Source organism: Phytohabitans aurantiacus, assembly GCF_027923225.1.
In the GTDB taxonomy this organism is placed as follows: Bacteria; Actinomycetota; Actinomycetes; order Mycobacteriales; family Micromonosporaceae; genus Phytohabitans; species Phytohabitans aurantiacus.
Window position 1 is genome coordinate 64,205 of record NZ_BSDI01000007.1, and the last position, 16,076, is coordinate 80,280.

Consider the following 16,076-nt stretch of genomic DNA (forward strand, 5'->3'; position numbering starts at 1 on the left):
GAGTACGCGGTTCACCCTGCCCAGTGCTTCCTCTGGACAGACCGGTGCGGTCGACCGGAGTCGAGGCCGTTAGTACGAACGGACCCTGACCTGGTGGCCGTCCTGCTCGACGTGGATGGTCAGGCGGCGCCGAGGGTCTCCGGCGACCTCGGCGCTGTCCAGGCTGGCGCCCACCTCGACGGCGCTCGGGTGCACCCTCAGCAGCCGGGCCACATGGTCCTTGGCCGCGATGACCGGCACGTGGTCGCTGCCCCGCGATCCCGCCGGCAGGACGTAGACCGGCGCGACCCGGTTGGGGAACCGGTCGGTGGCGTCCACCTCGTCGACGGTGAGCACAGTGGACCCGTCGACGGTACGGGACAGCCCGCATCCGTCCACATAGATCAGATCGCGCAGGAAGGTTCGGCGGTCGGCGTGGGATGCCGCCCCGTAGCCGTACAGCGGCAGCAGGATCTCGACCATCCGCATCGCCGCGAGCACCCGGCCGTCCATCTGCAGCTGAATGTCGATCTCCACCAGCAGCGGGTTGTCTTTGTCGAACCCGGCGAACCGCGCCTCGGCGACCACCGTGCCCGCATCCGGCAACGACTCGAAAAGCTCCAGACCGCGCAGCCGGTGCGGGACTCCGACCCACCCGCTGGTCACCTCCGGCGCCCAACGGGACAGGTCATGGTGCGGGATCGCGTGCAGCGCCGCGTCCAGCAATCCTTGGTTCAACTGCCCTCGTGGTACCCGTCCGCGGCCGGCGTCGAGCACGCCGGTACAGCCGGTCGGGCCGATCCACACCGATGTCAGGTACTGGAAGGCCGGCCCGTGGAATATCGCACCGGTCTCGTACGGGATCGGAGCCGGCGCGGCCCCCGCCAGCGGCGCGAACGGCGCGGGGCGCGCACCTGGCGTGCCCAGCTGTACCGTCCCCGTCGCCACCACATCGAAGGCTGGATCGACGGAGCTTTCCGGCGCGGTCAGCAGGCGCACCCGCGGTCCGTCCAGCTCCACACGTAACCGAACCGGCTCCTCCACCGGCAGCCAGCGCCGCAGCCGCACGTCGTACACGCCGAGCACGTCCTGCCCGGAGTACGATGCCGCCGCCGAGGCCAGCGCGTCCACAATCGACATCATCGGCAGCGTCGGCACCGTCCACGATGGGCAGTGGTCGTTCACCCAGGTGTCCCGTGCCGGGTCCAGCACCCGGTCGACGTGGAGGCTCGGATCGTCGGGGACGACGCGCACACCGAGCCCCGTGGCGTGGTAGATGCGCCGCCCGTCGACCCACAGCCAGGCGTCGGCGACCGCGTACCGGCCGCGCGCGTCCTCGGCGTACTCCAGGATCTCCATCTCCACCGTCACCAGGCCGTCGCCGGGCACGACCTGTCCCCGGTACCGCCAGGTCAGCTCGCGGCCCGGCATCACCGGCTCGAACCGGGGCCGTCGCAGGCCAACCAGCGCGCCCCGCCGCACCAGGTAGTACCGCAGCAGCTGGCACATGGCCTCGATCCCCAGGGACCCCGGCCAGACCGGGTCCTGGAAGAAGTGGCACTTGAAGAACCACTCCCCCGCGTCGACGTCCTTCTCAGCCCGCAGCAGCCCGAGCCCGGCCCGGCCGCCGTCGGGCCGGTACCCGGTGACCCGGTCCAGCATCAGCAGCATCGGCCCGGCCAGACGCACGCCAGCATCCGGCAGCGGGACCACCTCGCCGCCGTCGAGCCGGTACCGGTCCAGCTCCTCTGTGGACGGCGGCATGCCGACCTGGTTGTCGAACGCCTCCTGCGGGAAGAACCCGAACACCGCGGTGAGCTCGAAGACGGGCACCCCATCGGCCAGGCAGCGGATGCCGAACCGCTCCACGACGACGTCACCTTGCCGCGCGACGCTGAGCAGCTCGACCTCGCTGCGCAGGCACCGGGTGCCGGGCCGCACCTCGCCGAGTACCGTGCCGGCGCCGTCCAGGTTCCGGAAGCGCAGGTCGGCGTCGGCGTCCCGGATGCTGCCAACGTAGGCCGCCAGCCAGCCGCACGGCTGCAGTACCACCTCCATCAGCACCGCCATCGGCATCGTGGGGCAGTCGTTCTGCTCGAAGAACCACACCTGCTCCGGTACGTCGTACTCGGCTACGGCCCGGGTGCCGACGCCCAGCTCGCCGGGCGCACCGTCGACCGCGACGATCCGGCTGACCATCAGGTACGGCGGGCCGGGCAGCCGGCACACGCGCGGGCTGGCGTCGACGGAAGCGTCGCCGACCACTTCGGACGGCCGGCCCCAGGCGGAAGCGAGCAACTGCCGGTACCCGTGCACGACCGTGCCCGGTGGCTCGTCCCGGTGTTCCGCCAGGCCGCCGAGCAGCGCCAGCGGGACCACCTCGCCGGTGGCCTGCACGCGCGGCGGTCCGAGCTGCCGCCAGTGCTCCAGCGGCCAGTCCGCCACCAGCCGCAGCGCCGCACCCCGAGCGTGCAGGACGGGTACGCCGTCCACTGTGCACAGGTCCCGACGTGGTCGGGCACGACGCACCGGTACTCGTCACGCAGCCCGCCTATCACGCGCCGCCAGCCGTAGCTCCAGCTCGGATTGCCGTGCAGCATCAGCACCGGCGGTCCGTCACCCTCGTCGAGGTAGTGCTGGCGATATCGTCCGTGGTCGAACCATCGAGAAACGAACGGGTAGTCCGCGGGCCGTGGGCCCGATAGCGGCCAGATATTGACGTCTGCCATGACATCGCCCCCGCGGCCACGCTAACCCGGAGCCGCCGTGAAGTCCACGTCTCAACAAGGCACAGCATTGCGCGATGCGGAAATGAAGCTGATATGAAACAGCCGTTGGGCAACATCGATCGAGGCTTCCGAACCGCACGAAGGTCACCTACCCGGGAAGATGTCCGCGAGTCCACAATGGTCGGTCGTGCCGGCGGCCGCGTGCGGCGGCGCCAGCGTCGGTGATCTGTCCAAAATGGACGACTGCGCGGAGGCGGCGCGCCGCTCCTGGGGCCGCTCGCGACGGCCCATCCGTCCCGTGTACCGTCGAAACGGTGCTGCGTGGTGCCGCCCGGCTGGCGGGCCAACTGATTGTGATCGCGTGCCTCGGATACCCCCTGGGCGGCTGCTCCGGCGGGCCCGCGGGTCCGGCGGCCAGCGCACCGCCGACCGCGCCGGCGGCCCCACCGAGCGCGCCGGCGGCGACCGACGCGTCCCCGAGCCCGGCGGTCACCCGCATCGGAAACGCCACCGCCGCGCCACCGTGGCTGGGAACGCGCCCCCTGCCGGTGGGGCCCGACGGGGTCGTCGCCGCCCAGGACACGCCACCCGAGCTGCGCAACCGGTCGATCATCACCGTCGACGACCTTCCGCCGCCGGCCGACGGCCGCTTCCACGCGACCGTGACAGCGGTACCGGCCAGCGTGCTCGCCCGGTCCAGCTGGACCAGGAAGTGCCCGGTGGCCGCGACGAGCCTGCGGTACGTCACGGTCGGCTTCCGCGGCTTCGACGGGCGCGCCCACACCGGCGAACTGCTCGTCAACGCGCGGGCCGCCGACCAGCTCGTCACCGTGTTCAGGAAGCTCTTCGCCGCCGGCTTCCCGATCGAGCGGATGCGGATCACCAGCGCCGCCAAGCTGAACGCGGCGTCGACGGGCGACGGCAACACCACCGAGTCGTTCGCCTGCCGGCCGGTACGCGGACAGGCGGCCTGGTCCCAGCACGCCTACGGGCTGGCCGTGGACCTCAACCCGTTCCAGAACCCGTACCAGAAGGGCCGGGTAGTGCTGCCGGAGCTGGCCACCGCCTACCTCGACCGGGGCGATGCTCGGCCCGGGATGGTGCGGCCCGGCGGTCCGGCCGTGAAGGCCTTCGCCGCGATCGGCTGGGGCTGGGGCGGCGACTACGGATCGCTCAAGGACTACATGCACTTCTCCGCCACCGGCGGCTGAACTACGCCGCTACCGGGGCGGCCACAGGGCGTCGATGCGGGCCACCGACCGGTCGATCTGGGCGGCGGTGATCTGGCCGGCCTTGACCATCGACACGACCTTGTCGACGATCCGCTCGACGATCGCCGTGTCGTAGACCGCCTGGTTGCAGTAGACCAACTGGTCCACGCCCGCCTGCAGCGCGTACTGGAGGGCCTCGTCCCGGTCGTAGCGGCTGGTAACGGCGACCGCCTGCATGTCGTCGGTGACGACGACGCCGTCCCAGCCCAGCTCGCCGCGCAGCATGCCGGTGACCACCGCGCGCGACAGCGACACCGGCCGGTTCCGGTCGAGCTTCTTGTTGAGGAAGTGGGTGACCATGACCGTGTCCACGCTGCCGGTGTTGATCAGCTTCCGGAACGGCTCGATCTCGGTGCGCGTCCACGTGTTCGTCACGTCGACCGCTTCGAAGTCGGTGTTGCCGGTGGCGCTGCCCAGCCCGGGAAAGTGCTTGATCGACGTCTTGATGCCGGCCCTGCGGTACGCGGCGATGGTCTCGGTCGCGCACGCGACCACGACGTCCGGATCGGCGGAGAACGCCCTGTCCAGCAGCGCGACCGCCGGGTTCTTCGGATTGACCGCCAGGTCGACGACGGGTGCGAAGTTGAGGTTGACCCCGATCCCCGCGAGGCTCCGCGCCATGCCCTCCGCCCAGCCACGGGTGACCGCCGCCGAGTCACGCGCGCCGATCTCGGCCTGCGACCGGGTGGCCGGAAATCCGTTCGACGGCCCGAGCCTGGCGATCTTGCCGCCCTCCTGGTCGATGGCCACGATCAGCTTGGCGGGCGCCGCCTCCCGCAGCGTCCTGATCAAGGCGGTGACCTGCTGCGGAGAGTTGATATTGCGCCTGCCGCCGGACTGCTGGTCACGGTCGAACAGGATGACACCACCCAGGCCCTGCTCACTGATCGCCCGCATGATCCAGTCGCCGGATCTGACCTGGTCGCCACGGAAGCCCACGATCAGCATCCTGGCGATCTTCTTACGCAACGCCGCATTATCAAGGCTGGGCGACGCGGCCGGCGTGCTCGCGGGCCCGGCCGGCGCACTCGTAGCGCTGGGCGCCACCGGTGGGGTCGTGCCGCCGCCGTCGCCACACGCGCCCACCCCGGCAGCCACCACGGCCGACCCGATGCCCGCCAGCAGCCCGCGGCGCGTGACCTCACGCCCCGTCACCGCCCCCACGCTACCCGCAGCGTCCGCGCCATACCGGACCTAGACCAGACATTGGGCTGCCGCGACGTCCGCCGCGGGCGAGACCGCTGCTCCCGCGGCCTCACCCTCCGCGCACCCACAACCCACCGGCCGCCCCCAGGTGGGGTGGTGCTGCGCAGCCTTGCTCTGCTTCCACACAGAAAACGCCCGGCGTCCGGACAACGGACGCCAAGGTGCCGCAACGTGCGGCACCCCGGGTCGGCACGCCGATCAAGGGCAAATGCACGTGGTTGGATCGCTAAACCGCGTGCATTCGCCCTTGATCCATGCAGTTGCCCTTGATCGGCGCGCAGAGCGCAGGGCGCGGCGACACACCGCCGCCAACCCCTCAAACCCGGCGGCCAGCCCCAGCCACGACGGCGCGCCGCCTCACACCCGCGGACCTCTTTCGTCTCACGACGCCCACCGATCGCGGACACCCGCCGATCAAGGACATTCGCACCGATCAAGGCCGAATACACGCGGAAAAGAGATCGAACCACGTGCATTCGCCCTTGATCGACGAGCAGACGGGCCGAGCGGCGGCGAGGGGCACAAGCGGAGGGGCGGGGCTAGAGGTGGTCGCGGCGGCGGGTCAGGGAGGCGATCTCGGCGGTGTTGCCGGCCAGCTCGATGGCCCGGTCGTACGCCGCGCGCGACTGCTCGCCGCGACCCAGCCGGCGCAGCAGGTCGGCTCGGGTGGCGTGGTACGCGTGGTAATCCGCCAGCTTGTCCGCGAGCCGGTCGACGGCGGCCAGTGCCACCTCCGGACCGTCGAGCTCGGCGACCGCGACGGCCCGGTTGAGGGCGACGATCGGCGAGGGGTCGAGGCGGACGAGCTGGTCGTACAGGGCGACGACCTGCGACCAGTCGGTGTCGCGGGCGTCGCGGGCGGACGTGTGCACGGCGTTGATCGCCGCGAGGATCTGGTAGCGCCCCGGGGCCTCCCCCGCGGCGAGACGCTCGCGGACCAGCCGGTGCCCCTCGGCGACCAGCGTCGCGTCCCAGGCAGCACGGTCCTGCTCGTCGAGGGTGATCAGTTCGCCGCTGGGCGATACCCGGGCGGCGCGGCGGGCCTCGATGAGCAGCATCAACGCCAGCAGCCCGGCCACTTCACCGTCTCGCGGTATCAGGGCACGGATGAGGCGGGTAAGCCGGATCGCCTCGGCGGTCAGGTCGTGCCGTACCGGATCGGTGTCGGAGCCGGTCGCCAGGTAGCCCTCGTTGAAGACGAGGAACAGGACGGCGAGCACACCGGAGACGCGCGCCGGAAGATCCTCCGCGGACGGCACCCGGTACGGGATGCGAGCTCCCTTGATTTTGGCTTTCGCGCGGGTGATCCGCTGCCCCATGGCGCTCTCCTGCACCAGGAAGGCTCGGGCGATCTCGGCCACGGTCAGGCCACCGACCATGCGCAGCGTCAACGCCACGCGGCTCTCCATGGCCAGCGCCGGGTGGCAGCAGGTGAAGACCAGCCGGAGCCGCTCGTCGTCGATGGCGCCGAGAGGCTCGGGAGGGTCGTCGTCGTACAGCATCTGAGCCTCCTTCTGCTTGTCGTCACGCCTGCTCTCGCGCCGGATCCGGTCGATGGCCTTGCGGCCCGCGGTGGTGGTCAGCCAGGCGCCGGGGTTGGGCGGTACGCCGTCGGCCGGCCACCGCTCCACCGCGGTCGCGAACGCCTCGGCGGCCGCCTCCTCGGCGATGTCGAGGTCACCGAAGCGCTTGGCCATGGTGGCGACCACCCGCGCCCACTCCTCACGGTGAGCCTGGGTGATCGCCTCCTGGACGTCGGCCACGTTCACAGGAACGGCCGCACCTCGACCCTCCGGTTGCAGGCTTTCGACCCCTCGGCGGCGAGCTTGAGCGCCACGTCCAGGTCGGGAGCCTCGAAGACCCAGAAGCCGGCGAGGTACTCCTTCGTCTCCACGAAGGGCCCGTCGGTGAACAGCGCGTCCCCGCCGCGGTTGTCGATGACGGTGGCCGTGGCGGGCGAGTTGAGCCCGCCCGCGAAGACCCAGTGGCCCTCGGCCTTGACCCGGTCGTTGAACGCGTTGATGGCGGTCATCTCGTCCGGGGTGGCCGAGTTGGTCTTGTCGTCGACCACGGAAACCATGTACTGCATCGGACGATCATCTCCTAGCCGTGATGCCGTTAGGGGTGGCCCTCTCACCCCTGCTACGAACGGCTCAACCCCGATCCGACACCGGTGCCCGGATTTTTTTCGAGGAATCCGTCATCGGGGGAAGAAGGGCAGGTCGATGTAGACGCGATCGGCCGCGGCGAGGATCTTCGCGGCGTCGTCGACCGGCGGGTGGATGTGCTGGTTGATCCGCTTCTTGACGGCCGCTCCGTCGACGCCCGAGGCCATCACCCGGCGGTCCCAGCCCCGAGTGAAGATCGCGCCGGCGCCGCCGAGGTCGAGGCAGGTCACGTACGGGCCGGGGGTGAACTCGCGCAGCGGTACGCCGAGCAGGTCGGCCGCCGCGTTGTACCCGGCGACCTTGCCCAGCGGCGTGGCGTGCTGGCACGCCTGCATGACGGTGTGCTCGGCGTCGAACGCCGCCGCGGCGGTGTCCCCGGCGACGAACACCTCGGGCAGGGCGCGCAGCCACCGGTCCACCGGCACCCGGCCGAGAAGGTCGAGCCTGCCGGAGACCTGCCGGGTGAGCTCGCTGGCCCGCATCCCCACCGACCAGACCACCGCGTCCGCCTCGACCGTGGTGCCGTCGCCGAGCACCGCGTACCCGTCGCCGACCCGCGTCACCGTCGTACCCAGGCGGCGTTCGACGCCCAGCGTGTCCAGTGCCGCCTCGATGTGCTCGCGGGGCCCCGGGCCGAGCTGGTGCCCGACCACCTCCGAGCGGTCCACCAGCAGCACCCGGCCCCGGGCTGCCAGGGCGGTCGCGGCCTCCAGGCCGACGAACCCGGCGCCGACGACCACGGCGGAGTACCCCTCGCGGCCACGCAGGTGCTCGGTGAGCCGGCGAGCCCCGTCGAGGGTGTCGATGTCGAAGAGGCGTTCGGCGCCGGGCAGGCCCTGGGGCGCGACGAGTTTGCTGCCCGCCGCCAGTACCAGGCGGTCGTAGCGGACCTGCTCGCCACCGGCCACCACCACGCGGTTGCCGGTGTCGATGGTGCTCACCGTCGCCCGCAGGTGCTCCACACCGATCGGTTCGAGTATCCGGCGCAGTTCCACCGTGGCCAGGTCCGGCTCCGGCTCGTACAGGCGCGGTCGCAGTACCAGATGCTCGTTTGGCGCGATGAGCGTGACGCGCAGGTTTGCGTCTCCCCGCGCGAGCGCCGCGCCCGCCGCGCCCCAGGCGCCGGCGAACCCACCTCCGATGATCACTACGTGTGCCATCCTGCCGTCCTCTCCGCATCGCCTCCGGAAATCGGAGGGTCCGCAGGGAGTCAAGATGGCGGGCTCAGATGTGACCGAGCTTCTCGGGATTGGCCAGTCGCCTGAACTCCGTGATCCGCCCGTCGACGATCTCGACGGTGTCGAGCCAGACCAGCACGCCGCCGTGGTAGGTCGCCAGGGCCGGGCGCCCGTTCACCTCGACGATCCGGAACGCGTCCGGGCGCCTGATCTCGACCTGCCGCACCGCCAGCATCGCGATCGGCTCGGCGCCGTGGACCGGCCGGCGCGCGGCGGTCACCTTGCCGCCGCCGTCGGCGACGTAGACGGCGTCGGGGTCCAGCAGGGCGACCAGCCGGTCCATGTCGCCCGTGTCGGCGGCCGCCTTGAACGCCCTGAGTACCCGCTCAGTCTCGGACCGGGAGGCCCGCGGCCGCTCCTCCACCGCGGCGACCCGCGCCCGCGCCCGGGAGGCGAGCTTGCGGGCGGCGCCGGGCGTGCCGCCGAGCACCTCGGCGATCCGGTCGAATGGGAAGTCGAACACGTCGTGCAGCACCAGCGCGACGCGTTCGGCGGGGCTGAGCGCCTCCATGACCACCAGCATCGCGGTGCTCACCGACTCGTCCATGACCACCTGGGCGGCGGCGTCGGGCCCGGTCAGCAGCGGCTCGGGCAGCCACGGGCCCACATAGGACTCACGGCGGACCCGCGCCGACTTCAGCACGTTGTAGGAGGTGCGGGCGGCCACGGTCACCAGCCACGCCCGCAGATCCCGCACCCGCGACAGGTCGGCGGTGGCGGCGCTCAACCAGACGTCCTGCGTGACGTCTTCGGCCTCGGTCACGGTGCCGAGGATCCGGTACGCCGCCCCGAAAACAGCCGGCCGATGAGCCTGCCAGTCCGCCTCCGCCAGCGCCACCGTGGAATTCTAAGGGGGTGAGTGTTGATCTGATCCTGCTCGACGGGGTGTCGTACCGGGGGCAGGAGGTCGCCGGGCAGCGGATGCGTGGGCTGCTCGCGCTGCTGGCCGGCGATCTGCGTACCGGCTGCAGCACCACCCGGCTGGTCGACGGGCTGTGGCCGGACGAGCAGCCCGCGAACCCGACCAAGGCGCTGCAGGTACTGGTGTCGCGAACGCGGGCGCAGCTCGGATCGGGGCTGATCGCCAGTACCGCCACGGGATACCGGCTGGCCCTCGAGGAGGACCAGATCGACAGCAGCTCCGTGCTGCTGCGCGCCGCGGCGGGTACCCGGCAGTTGCGGGCCGGCGACCACGAGGCGGCGCTGGCGCACGGCGAGGCCGGCCTGGCGCTGTGGGACGGCGCGCCGCCCGACGGTGCCGCGGTCGACGACCCGGTACAGGCGCTGCGGGCCGAGCGGGTGACGGCGTACCGGTCGCTGCGCCGCACCCGGGCGCTGGCCCTTGCCCGGCTGGGCCGGCACGGCGAAGCGGTCGAACCCCTCGCCGCGCTCGCCGACGAGCTGCCCCGCGACGAGGAGGTCCTGCTGGAGCTGCTGCGCTGCGAGGCGGCCACGGCCGGGCCCTCGGCGGCGCTGGCCCGCTACGACACCTACCGCCGCTCGCTCCGCGACGAGCTCGGCACCGACCCCGGCACGGCGTTGCGAGACGCGTACCAGCGGCTGTTGCAGGGCGACGCGCCGGTGGTACGGCAGGGTGTCGCGTCCGAGCCGAACCCGCTGCTGGGCCGCGCCGAGGACCTGGCCGCCGTGGCCGCCACGGTGCGCCGGTCCCGGGTCACGTCGATCGTCGGACCGGGTGGCCTGGGCAAGACCCGGCTGGCCAACGCCGTCAGCCGGGACGCCGAGCAGCGGGTCGTCCACGTGGTGCCGCTGGCCGCCGTCACCGCCGACGAAGACGTCGCCCGGCAGGTGTCCACCGCTGTCGGCGCCATCGAGCCGCCGCCGTCCGCGCCGACCGCCGCGCCGGACGTGGTCGGCCGCATCGCGGCCGCGCTGGGCGCCGGTCCGGCCCTGCTGGTACTGGACAACTGCGAGCACGTGATCCGCGGCGCCGCGCAGCTGGTACAGGCGCTGGTGTCGGCGTTGCCGCAGCTGCGCGTGCTGACCACCAGCCGCACGCCGTTGGGCCTGTCGTCGGAGTCGGTGTACGCGTTGCCGGAGCTGAGCCTGCCGACCATGGCCGAGCTGTTCACCCAGCGTGCCAGGGCCGCCCGCCCCGGTGTCGAGCTACCCCCCGACGCGGTCGCCGAGGTGTGCGGCCACCTCGACGGGCTGCCGCTGGCGGTGGAGCTGGCGGCGGCGCGCGTGCGGGTGATGACGGTGGCCGAGATAGCCGGCCACCTGAGCGACCGGTTCGGCCTGCTGCGCGGCGGTCCGCGCGACGCGCCCTCGCGGCACCAGACCCTGGACGCGGTCGTCGGCTGGAGCTGGAACCTGCTCGATCCGGCCGGCCAGGCGGCGATGCGCGCGCTGTCGGTCTTTCCCGGCGGGTTCACGGTCGACGCCGCCCGGCGCCTGCGCGGCGGCGACGTCCTGCGGGCGCTGGAGGACCTGGTCGACCAGTCGCTACTCAAGGTCGTCGACACCGCTTTCGGCGTGCGGTTCTCGATGCTGGAGACGGTGCGGGAGTTCAGCGCGGCGCAGCGGGCGGTGGCTGGCGAGGACGACCGGGTCGCCGACGGGTTCCTGGGCTGGGCGCGGGACTTCGGGCTGGCGCACTACGAGGCGGTGTTCGGACCGGCCCCCGGTCCCACGTTGGCGCGGATCAGGGCCGATCAGGACAACCTGTCGCAGGCCCTGCGCCAAGCCATCGCCCGGGCCGACGGCGCCACGGTGGCGTCGACGACGGCTGTCCTGGCCAGCCTCTGGGTGGTCAAGTCGGACTACGCCCGGATGCTGGCGCTGGCCCGCGAGTCCAGCTGGGTCCTGTCGCACTACCGGCCCGGCCCGGACCTCGTGGAGGTCACCCGTGCGGCCGCCGCGCTGTGCACGGGGTTCATGTTCAGCGCCGAGCGGCCGCGGGCGATGCGGTCGCTGGTCACGCTGCGCCGGCTCCCGCCCGCACCGCCGGACACCCTGCTCCGGGCCACCGCGGCCGTGCTGGCGGCGTTGCCGGAGCTGCTGGCCGACGGTGGCGCGGGGCTGCACGAGCTGTGCGAGGCCGGCGAGCCTCTCCTGGCGGCGAGCGCCAACGCGGCCGCCGCCTCCTTCTGGGAGTACCAGGGCCAGCTCGACCGCGCCCTGTCCGCCGCCGAGCGCGCGCTCGCGGGCTATGAGGCCGGTTCCGCACCGTGGGCGCTGCTGGTCTCCCATGCCCGGGTCGCCGACCTGCACGGTCAGGCCGGGCGGGCGGCCGCGGCGCTACCCCACCTCGAGATCGCGACGCGGATGCTGGACGAGGTCGGCATCCGCGGCGAGGCGCTGGGCGTCCGGCTCGGCCTGGTACTGGCCAACCTGCAGGTCGGCGACGTCGACAAGGCCGAGCGGCTGCTGGCCCTGTTGGGGCCCGACCAGCCCGAGGACGCGGTAGAGGTGCGCTCCTTCGACAACGCCGTGCGCGCGGAGATCCTGCTCGCCCGTGGTCAGGTCGACGCGGGCCTGCGGATGTGGCGGCGGGTGGCCGGACTGGTACGCGAGGCGGTGGACCGTGGCGACGTACCGGGCATCGAGGGCTGGGCCCTGGAGGTCGAAGCGGCGACCGTGATGGCCCACGTCCACCACGACCGGCTCGCCCTCGTCGCACCGCTCGCCGACGCGCTACCGGCCCGGCTGCCCCCGCTGCTGGCCACGCTCGCCGTCGCCCGCACGTACCTGCTGGGGTTGCCGGTGGCCGGCGCGCTGCTGCTCGCACTGGCCACAGTGGACCTGAAACGGGGCGCGGCCACCTCCGGCGCGCGGCTGACCGCGCTGGCCGAACGGTTCTACTTCTTCCGCGGCTACCGGTCCAGCATGGCGCACGAAGTGATCCGCCGGGCCGCCGAAGACGCCGACAAGGCGGCGTACGTGGAAGCCATGTCCACGTACGCCGCCCTGAGTAACGAGGAGCTGCCCGAGGCCGCGCTGGCCGCCCTGCGGGATCGCACTCAGTCCTGACGGTTGTAGAGCTTGCGCGCCCACAGGTAGCCGACCAGCGCGATACCGGCCGACCAGGCGACGGCGCCGAACCCGTTGGCGCCGATCCCGGTACCCAGCAGCAGCCCGCGCAGGGTCTCGATGACGGGGGTGAACGGCTGGTAGTCGGCGAACCAGCGCAGGCCGGCCGGCATCGAGTCGGTGGGGACGAACCCGCTGCCCAGCAGCGGCAGGAACACCAGCGGCTGCGGCATGTTGCTGGCGCTGTCGATGGTCTTGGCGACCAGGCCCATCGCCACGGTCAGCCAGGTGAGGGCGAAGGCGAGCATCGCCAGGACACCGGCCGCCGCGAACCACTCCACCACGTTCGCGTCGGACCGGAACCCGATGGCGAACGCGACCGCGAGAACCACCGCCACCGCGAAGAAGGTCTGCAGCATCGCGGCGACGACGTGGCCGGTCAGTACCGATACCCGGGCGATGGCCATGGTCTTGAACCGGGCCACGACGCCTTCCATCATGTCCATCGCGACCGAAACCGCGGTGCCCATCGCCACCATGGCCACCGCCATCAGGATGATGCCCGGGGTCACGTAGGCGACGTACTCGCTGCGGCCGCCCGATCCGGCGCCCAGCCCGTCGCCCAGCGTGCCGCCGAAGACGTAGACGAACAGCAGCAGGAACACCACCGGCAGGCCGACCAGTTGGATGGTCAGCGACGGGTACCGCCGCATGTGCTTGATCCGGCGGCGAACCATCGTGGTCGAGTCCCGCAGCGCGTATGACATCGTGCTCATCGCACGGCCTCCTTCTTCTTCTCCGTCAGCGTGAGGAACACGTCGTCCAGGTCAGGGGTGTGCACGGTCAGCTCCTCGACCTCGATCGAGGCGTCGTCCAGCCGGGCGAGTAGGGCGCGCAGTGAGTGGACGCCGCCGTCGTGCGGTACCTGCAGCACGAGCGCCTCGTCGTCGCGGCCCGCCACGCCGAGCGTCCGGGCCGCCAGGTCGAGCTCGGCCGGGTCGGTGAAGCGCAGGTTGACGTGCCCGCCGGGGATCTGCCGCTTGAGCTCCTCCGGCGTGCCCTCGGCCACCAGCTGGCCCTGGTCCAGCAGCGCGATCCGGTCGGCGAGGTGGTCCGCCTCGTCCAGGTACTGGGTGGTCAGGAAGATCGTCACCCCGCCGGCCACGAGTTCCCGGATGATCTGCCACAGGTCGCGGCGGCTGCGCGGGTCCAGGCCGGTGGTCGGCTCGTCCAGGAAGATCACCTGCGGTGAGCCCACCAGCGTCATCGCCAGGTCCAGCCGGCGCTGCATGCCGCCGGAGTACGTGGAGGCCGCCTTGCCGCCCGCCTCCACCAGGTCGAACCGCTCCAGCAGTTCCGCCGCCCGCCGGCGCCCCTCCCGCCGGTCCAGGTGATGCAGGTCCGCCATCAGCAGCAGGTTCTCCTCGCCGGTCAGCAGCTTGTCCACCGCCGAGAACTGCCCGGTCACCCCGATGGCCGCCCGTACCGCGTTCGGCTCCCGTACCGGGTCGTGCCCGGCCACCCGCATGTCGCCGCCGTCGGCGCGGATCAGCGTCGACAGGATCCGCACGACCGTGGTCTTGCCGGCACCGTTCGGGCCGAGCAACGAGAAGATCTTGCCTTGGGCCACGGACAGGTCGATGCCGTCGAGCACGACCTTCTCCCCGTACTTCTTGCGCAGCCCGCGAACCGCGATCGCCGGCTGGGTGATGTTCGCTGTCATGCCCGGAACGGTCCCCCGTGCCGGTTTCACGGTGGCAACGCGGCGGCTACACGCCATGTTCTCCCAGGTCAAAGGCGTGTAGGTCTTGCGAACACCGATGAAATCGGCCTACAGTTCGAACACCTGTACGCCAGTCTTCTCCTGGCGCGCGCACCACCGCGATCAGAGGAGCCTGATGACCACCGGCCCCGCCGAGCACGTGCCACCGCCCGGCGACCCCACCACCACGGCCCGGCCGCGGCTGACCGACCTGCCCACCGGCGTCACACCCGCCGGCGCCGTCACCGCACGCCCCGGCGCCGACCGGGGCTATCCCGCCCCGCCCCCATTGGCAGAGCTCCTGCCTGGCGGCGTGTTCCGCCGCGGCTCCAGCGTCGAGATCCTCAACTCCGGCTCGTTGATGCTCGCCGTCATCGCCGCCGCCATCGCCGACACCCGCTCCTGGACCGCCGCCGTCGGCATGCCCGACCTCGGCTGCCTCGCCGCCGCCGAACACGGCATCGACCTCAAACGCTTCGCCCTCGTACCCCACCCCGGCGCCCACTGGCCCACCGTCGTCGCCGCCCTCGTCGACGGCTTCGACGTCGTCGCCGTCCGCCCACCCTCACCACTCACCGGCCCAGAACACCGCCGGCTGGCCGCCCGCGTCCGGCAACGCGGCGCACTACTGATCGCCACCCAACCCTGGGACAACCCAGACGTCACCCTCCGCGTCACCAACCAACGCTGGTACGGCCTCGGCCAAGGCACCGGACGCCTCAAGTACCGCACCGCCACCGTGACCATCGAAGGACGCGGCGCCCTCAACCGCGCCCGCGAAATCACCCTCTGGATGCCCTCCCCCAACGGCGACCCCATAGCCACCTACGACGGCACCGGCGAACAGATCTCCCCCGCATCCCCAGCCATCCGCACAATCGCCTAACCCCCACGCGCCGCACCCCACCCGCGCGCACCGCCCCGCGCCCGCGCCCGCCCCGTCCCGCGCGCCGCGTCCCGCCCCTGTCGCCCCGCGCGTTGCGTCCCGCGCCTGCCGCCCCGCCCGCTGCGCCCCGCGCGCGCCACGCCCGCCAGCCCCGCCCCGCCGGCTCCGCGCGCCCCGCGACCGCCGGCTCCGCGCGCCCCGCGACCACCGGCCCCGCGCGCTGCGTCCCGCGCCTGCCGCACCGCCCGCTGCGCCCCGCGCGTCGATCAAGGGCGAACGCACGTGGTTCGATCTCTTCTCCGCGCGCGTCCGCCCCCAGACCAGCCCGACACGGCGTGTCGCCACGCCCGTCTCGCCGATCAAGGGCGAACGCACGCGCTTTGATCTCTTTTCGCGTGCATTTGGCCTTGATCCATGCAGATGGCCTTGATCGGCGAGCACGGACCGGCGCCGGCGACGCACGACCGTTACCGTGACACGCTCGCTCACGCTGGGAGAACAGCGATCAAGACCCAGAGCTACCGCGACGTGCGTCGTGGTAGCGGCCGTGGCTCCCGCGGCCTCACCCCGCGCGTCCCCACCAGCCCACCCCCACCCTCGGCCTGCGGCCGCCGAGATCGGGCAACCGCGAGCGCGGCTTGGTCGTGAATCGACGGAGGGCAAGGCCGCGGGAGCGACGGCATGGCCCACGGCGCACGTCGCGGTAGCCCAAATCCCGATCCTGATCTGATCGAATCCGGCGGCACGCCCCCCAACGTCCGGCAGACCATCGCCGATCAAGGGCATTCGCATGGATCAAGGGCAAATGCACGCGGAAAAGAGATCCAACCGCGTGCATTCGCCC

General features: G+C 72.2%; 11 protein-coding genes. 3 read left to right on the forward strand and 8 right to left on the reverse strand.

Annotated features, from left to right (window positions below):
* Positions 1 to 69: 69 nt before the first annotated feature.
* Positions 70 to 2,508, reverse strand: coding sequence for a polyketide synthase dehydratase domain-containing protein (locus QMG73_RS08000; RefSeq protein WP_281893474.1), 2,439 nt, complete (start codon positions 2,506 to 2,508; stop codon positions 70 to 72).
* A gap of 514 nt (positions 2,509 to 3,022) precedes the next feature.
* Between QMG73_RS08000 and QMG73_RS08005 the strand changes: the two genes are divergently transcribed.
* Positions 3,023 to 3,919: a M15 family metallopeptidase gene (locus QMG73_RS08005; protein ID WP_281893476.1), complete on the forward strand. Its 897-nt coding sequence runs from the start codon at positions 3,023 to 3,025 to the stop codon at positions 3,917 to 3,919.
* A gap of 9 nt (positions 3,920 to 3,928) precedes the next feature.
* Here QMG73_RS08005 and QMG73_RS08010 read toward each other — a convergent pair whose 3' ends face one another.
* From QMG73_RS08010 to sigJ, 5 genes are all read right to left on the reverse strand, one after another.
* Positions 3,929 to 5,134 (reverse strand): glycoside hydrolase family 3 N-terminal domain-containing protein, encoded by a 1,206-nt coding sequence (locus QMG73_RS08010; protein WP_281893477.1) that lies wholly within the window; start codon positions 5,132 to 5,134, stop codon positions 3,929 to 3,931.
* 590 nt (positions 5,135 to 5,724) lie between these two features.
* Positions 5,725 to 6,948 (reverse strand): RNA polymerase sigma factor, encoded by a 1,224-nt coding sequence (locus tag QMG73_RS08015; protein WP_281894358.1) that lies wholly within the window; start codon positions 6,946 to 6,948, stop codon positions 5,725 to 5,727.
* A 2-nt stretch (positions 6,949 to 6,950) separates the two neighbouring features.
* A complete protein-coding gene (locus tag QMG73_RS08020) occupies positions 6,951 to 7,274 on the reverse strand; it encodes a YciI family protein (RefSeq protein ID WP_281893479.1) in 324 nt (107 codons plus the stop codon).
* A gap of 111 nt (positions 7,275 to 7,385) precedes the next feature.
* Entirely contained in the window at positions 7,386 to 8,513 is a 1,128-nt protein-coding gene (locus tag QMG73_RS08025) for an NAD(P)/FAD-dependent oxidoreductase (protein WP_281893481.1), read from the reverse strand.
* A gap of 64 nt (positions 8,514 to 8,577) precedes the next feature.
* On the reverse strand, positions 8,578 to 9,429 hold the full coding sequence (gene sigJ / locus QMG73_RS08030) for an RNA polymerase sigma factor SigJ (protein ID WP_281893482.1): 852 nt from the start codon (positions 9,427 to 9,429) through the stop codon (positions 8,578 to 8,580).
* A 17-nt stretch (positions 9,430 to 9,446) separates the two neighbouring features.
* On the opposite strand from sigJ, the gene QMG73_RS08035 reads away from it, so the two are divergent.
* On the forward strand, positions 9,447 to 12,584 hold the full coding sequence (locus QMG73_RS08035) for an ATP-binding protein (RefSeq protein WP_281893483.1): 3,138 nt from the start codon (positions 9,447 to 9,449) through the stop codon (positions 12,582 to 12,584).
* Here QMG73_RS08035 and QMG73_RS08040 read toward each other — a convergent pair.
* On the reverse strand, positions 12,575 to 13,360 hold the full coding sequence (locus QMG73_RS08040; protein ID WP_281893485.1) for an ABC transporter permease: 786 nt from the start codon (positions 13,358 to 13,360) through the stop codon (positions 12,575 to 12,577). The two genes, QMG73_RS08035 and QMG73_RS08040, sit on opposite strands and share 10 nt — an antisense overlap.
* Positions 13,357 to 14,307 (reverse strand): ATP-binding cassette domain-containing protein, encoded by a 951-nt coding sequence (locus QMG73_RS08045; RefSeq protein ID WP_281893486.1) that lies wholly within the window; start codon positions 14,305 to 14,307, stop codon positions 13,357 to 13,359. Before QMG73_RS08045 ends, QMG73_RS08040 begins: the two co-directional genes overlap by 4 nt.
* Before the next feature lie 175 nt (positions 14,308 to 14,482).
* On the opposite strand from QMG73_RS08045, the gene QMG73_RS08050 reads away from it, so the two are divergent.
* Positions 14,483 to 15,232 (forward strand): hypothetical protein, encoded by a 750-nt coding sequence (locus tag QMG73_RS08050; protein ID WP_281893487.1) that lies wholly within the window; start codon positions 14,483 to 14,485, stop codon positions 15,230 to 15,232.
* Positions 15,233 to 16,076 lie beyond the last annotated feature (844 nt).

Excerpts from the sequence above, each read along its gene's own strand:
- QMG73_RS08020 (WP_281893479.1), bottom strand. The coding sequence starts at position 7,274 with ATGCAGTACATGGTTTCCGTGGTCGACGACAAGACCAACTCGGCCACC.
- QMG73_RS08025 (WP_281893481.1), bottom strand. The coding sequence starts at position 8,513 with ATGGCACACGTAGTGATCATCGGAGGTGGGTTCGCCGGCGCCTGGGGC.
- QMG73_RS08040 (WP_281893485.1), bottom strand. The coding sequence starts at position 13,360 with ATGAGCACGATGTCATACGCGCTGCGGGACTCGACCACGATGGTTCGC.
- QMG73_RS08045 (WP_281893486.1), bottom strand. The coding sequence starts at position 14,307 with ATGACAGCGAACATCACCCAGCCGGCGATCGCGGTTCGCGGGCTGCGC.
- QMG73_RS08050 (WP_281893487.1), top strand. The coding sequence starts at position 14,483 with ATGACCACCGGCCCCGCCGAGCACGTGCCACCGCCCGGCGACCCCACC.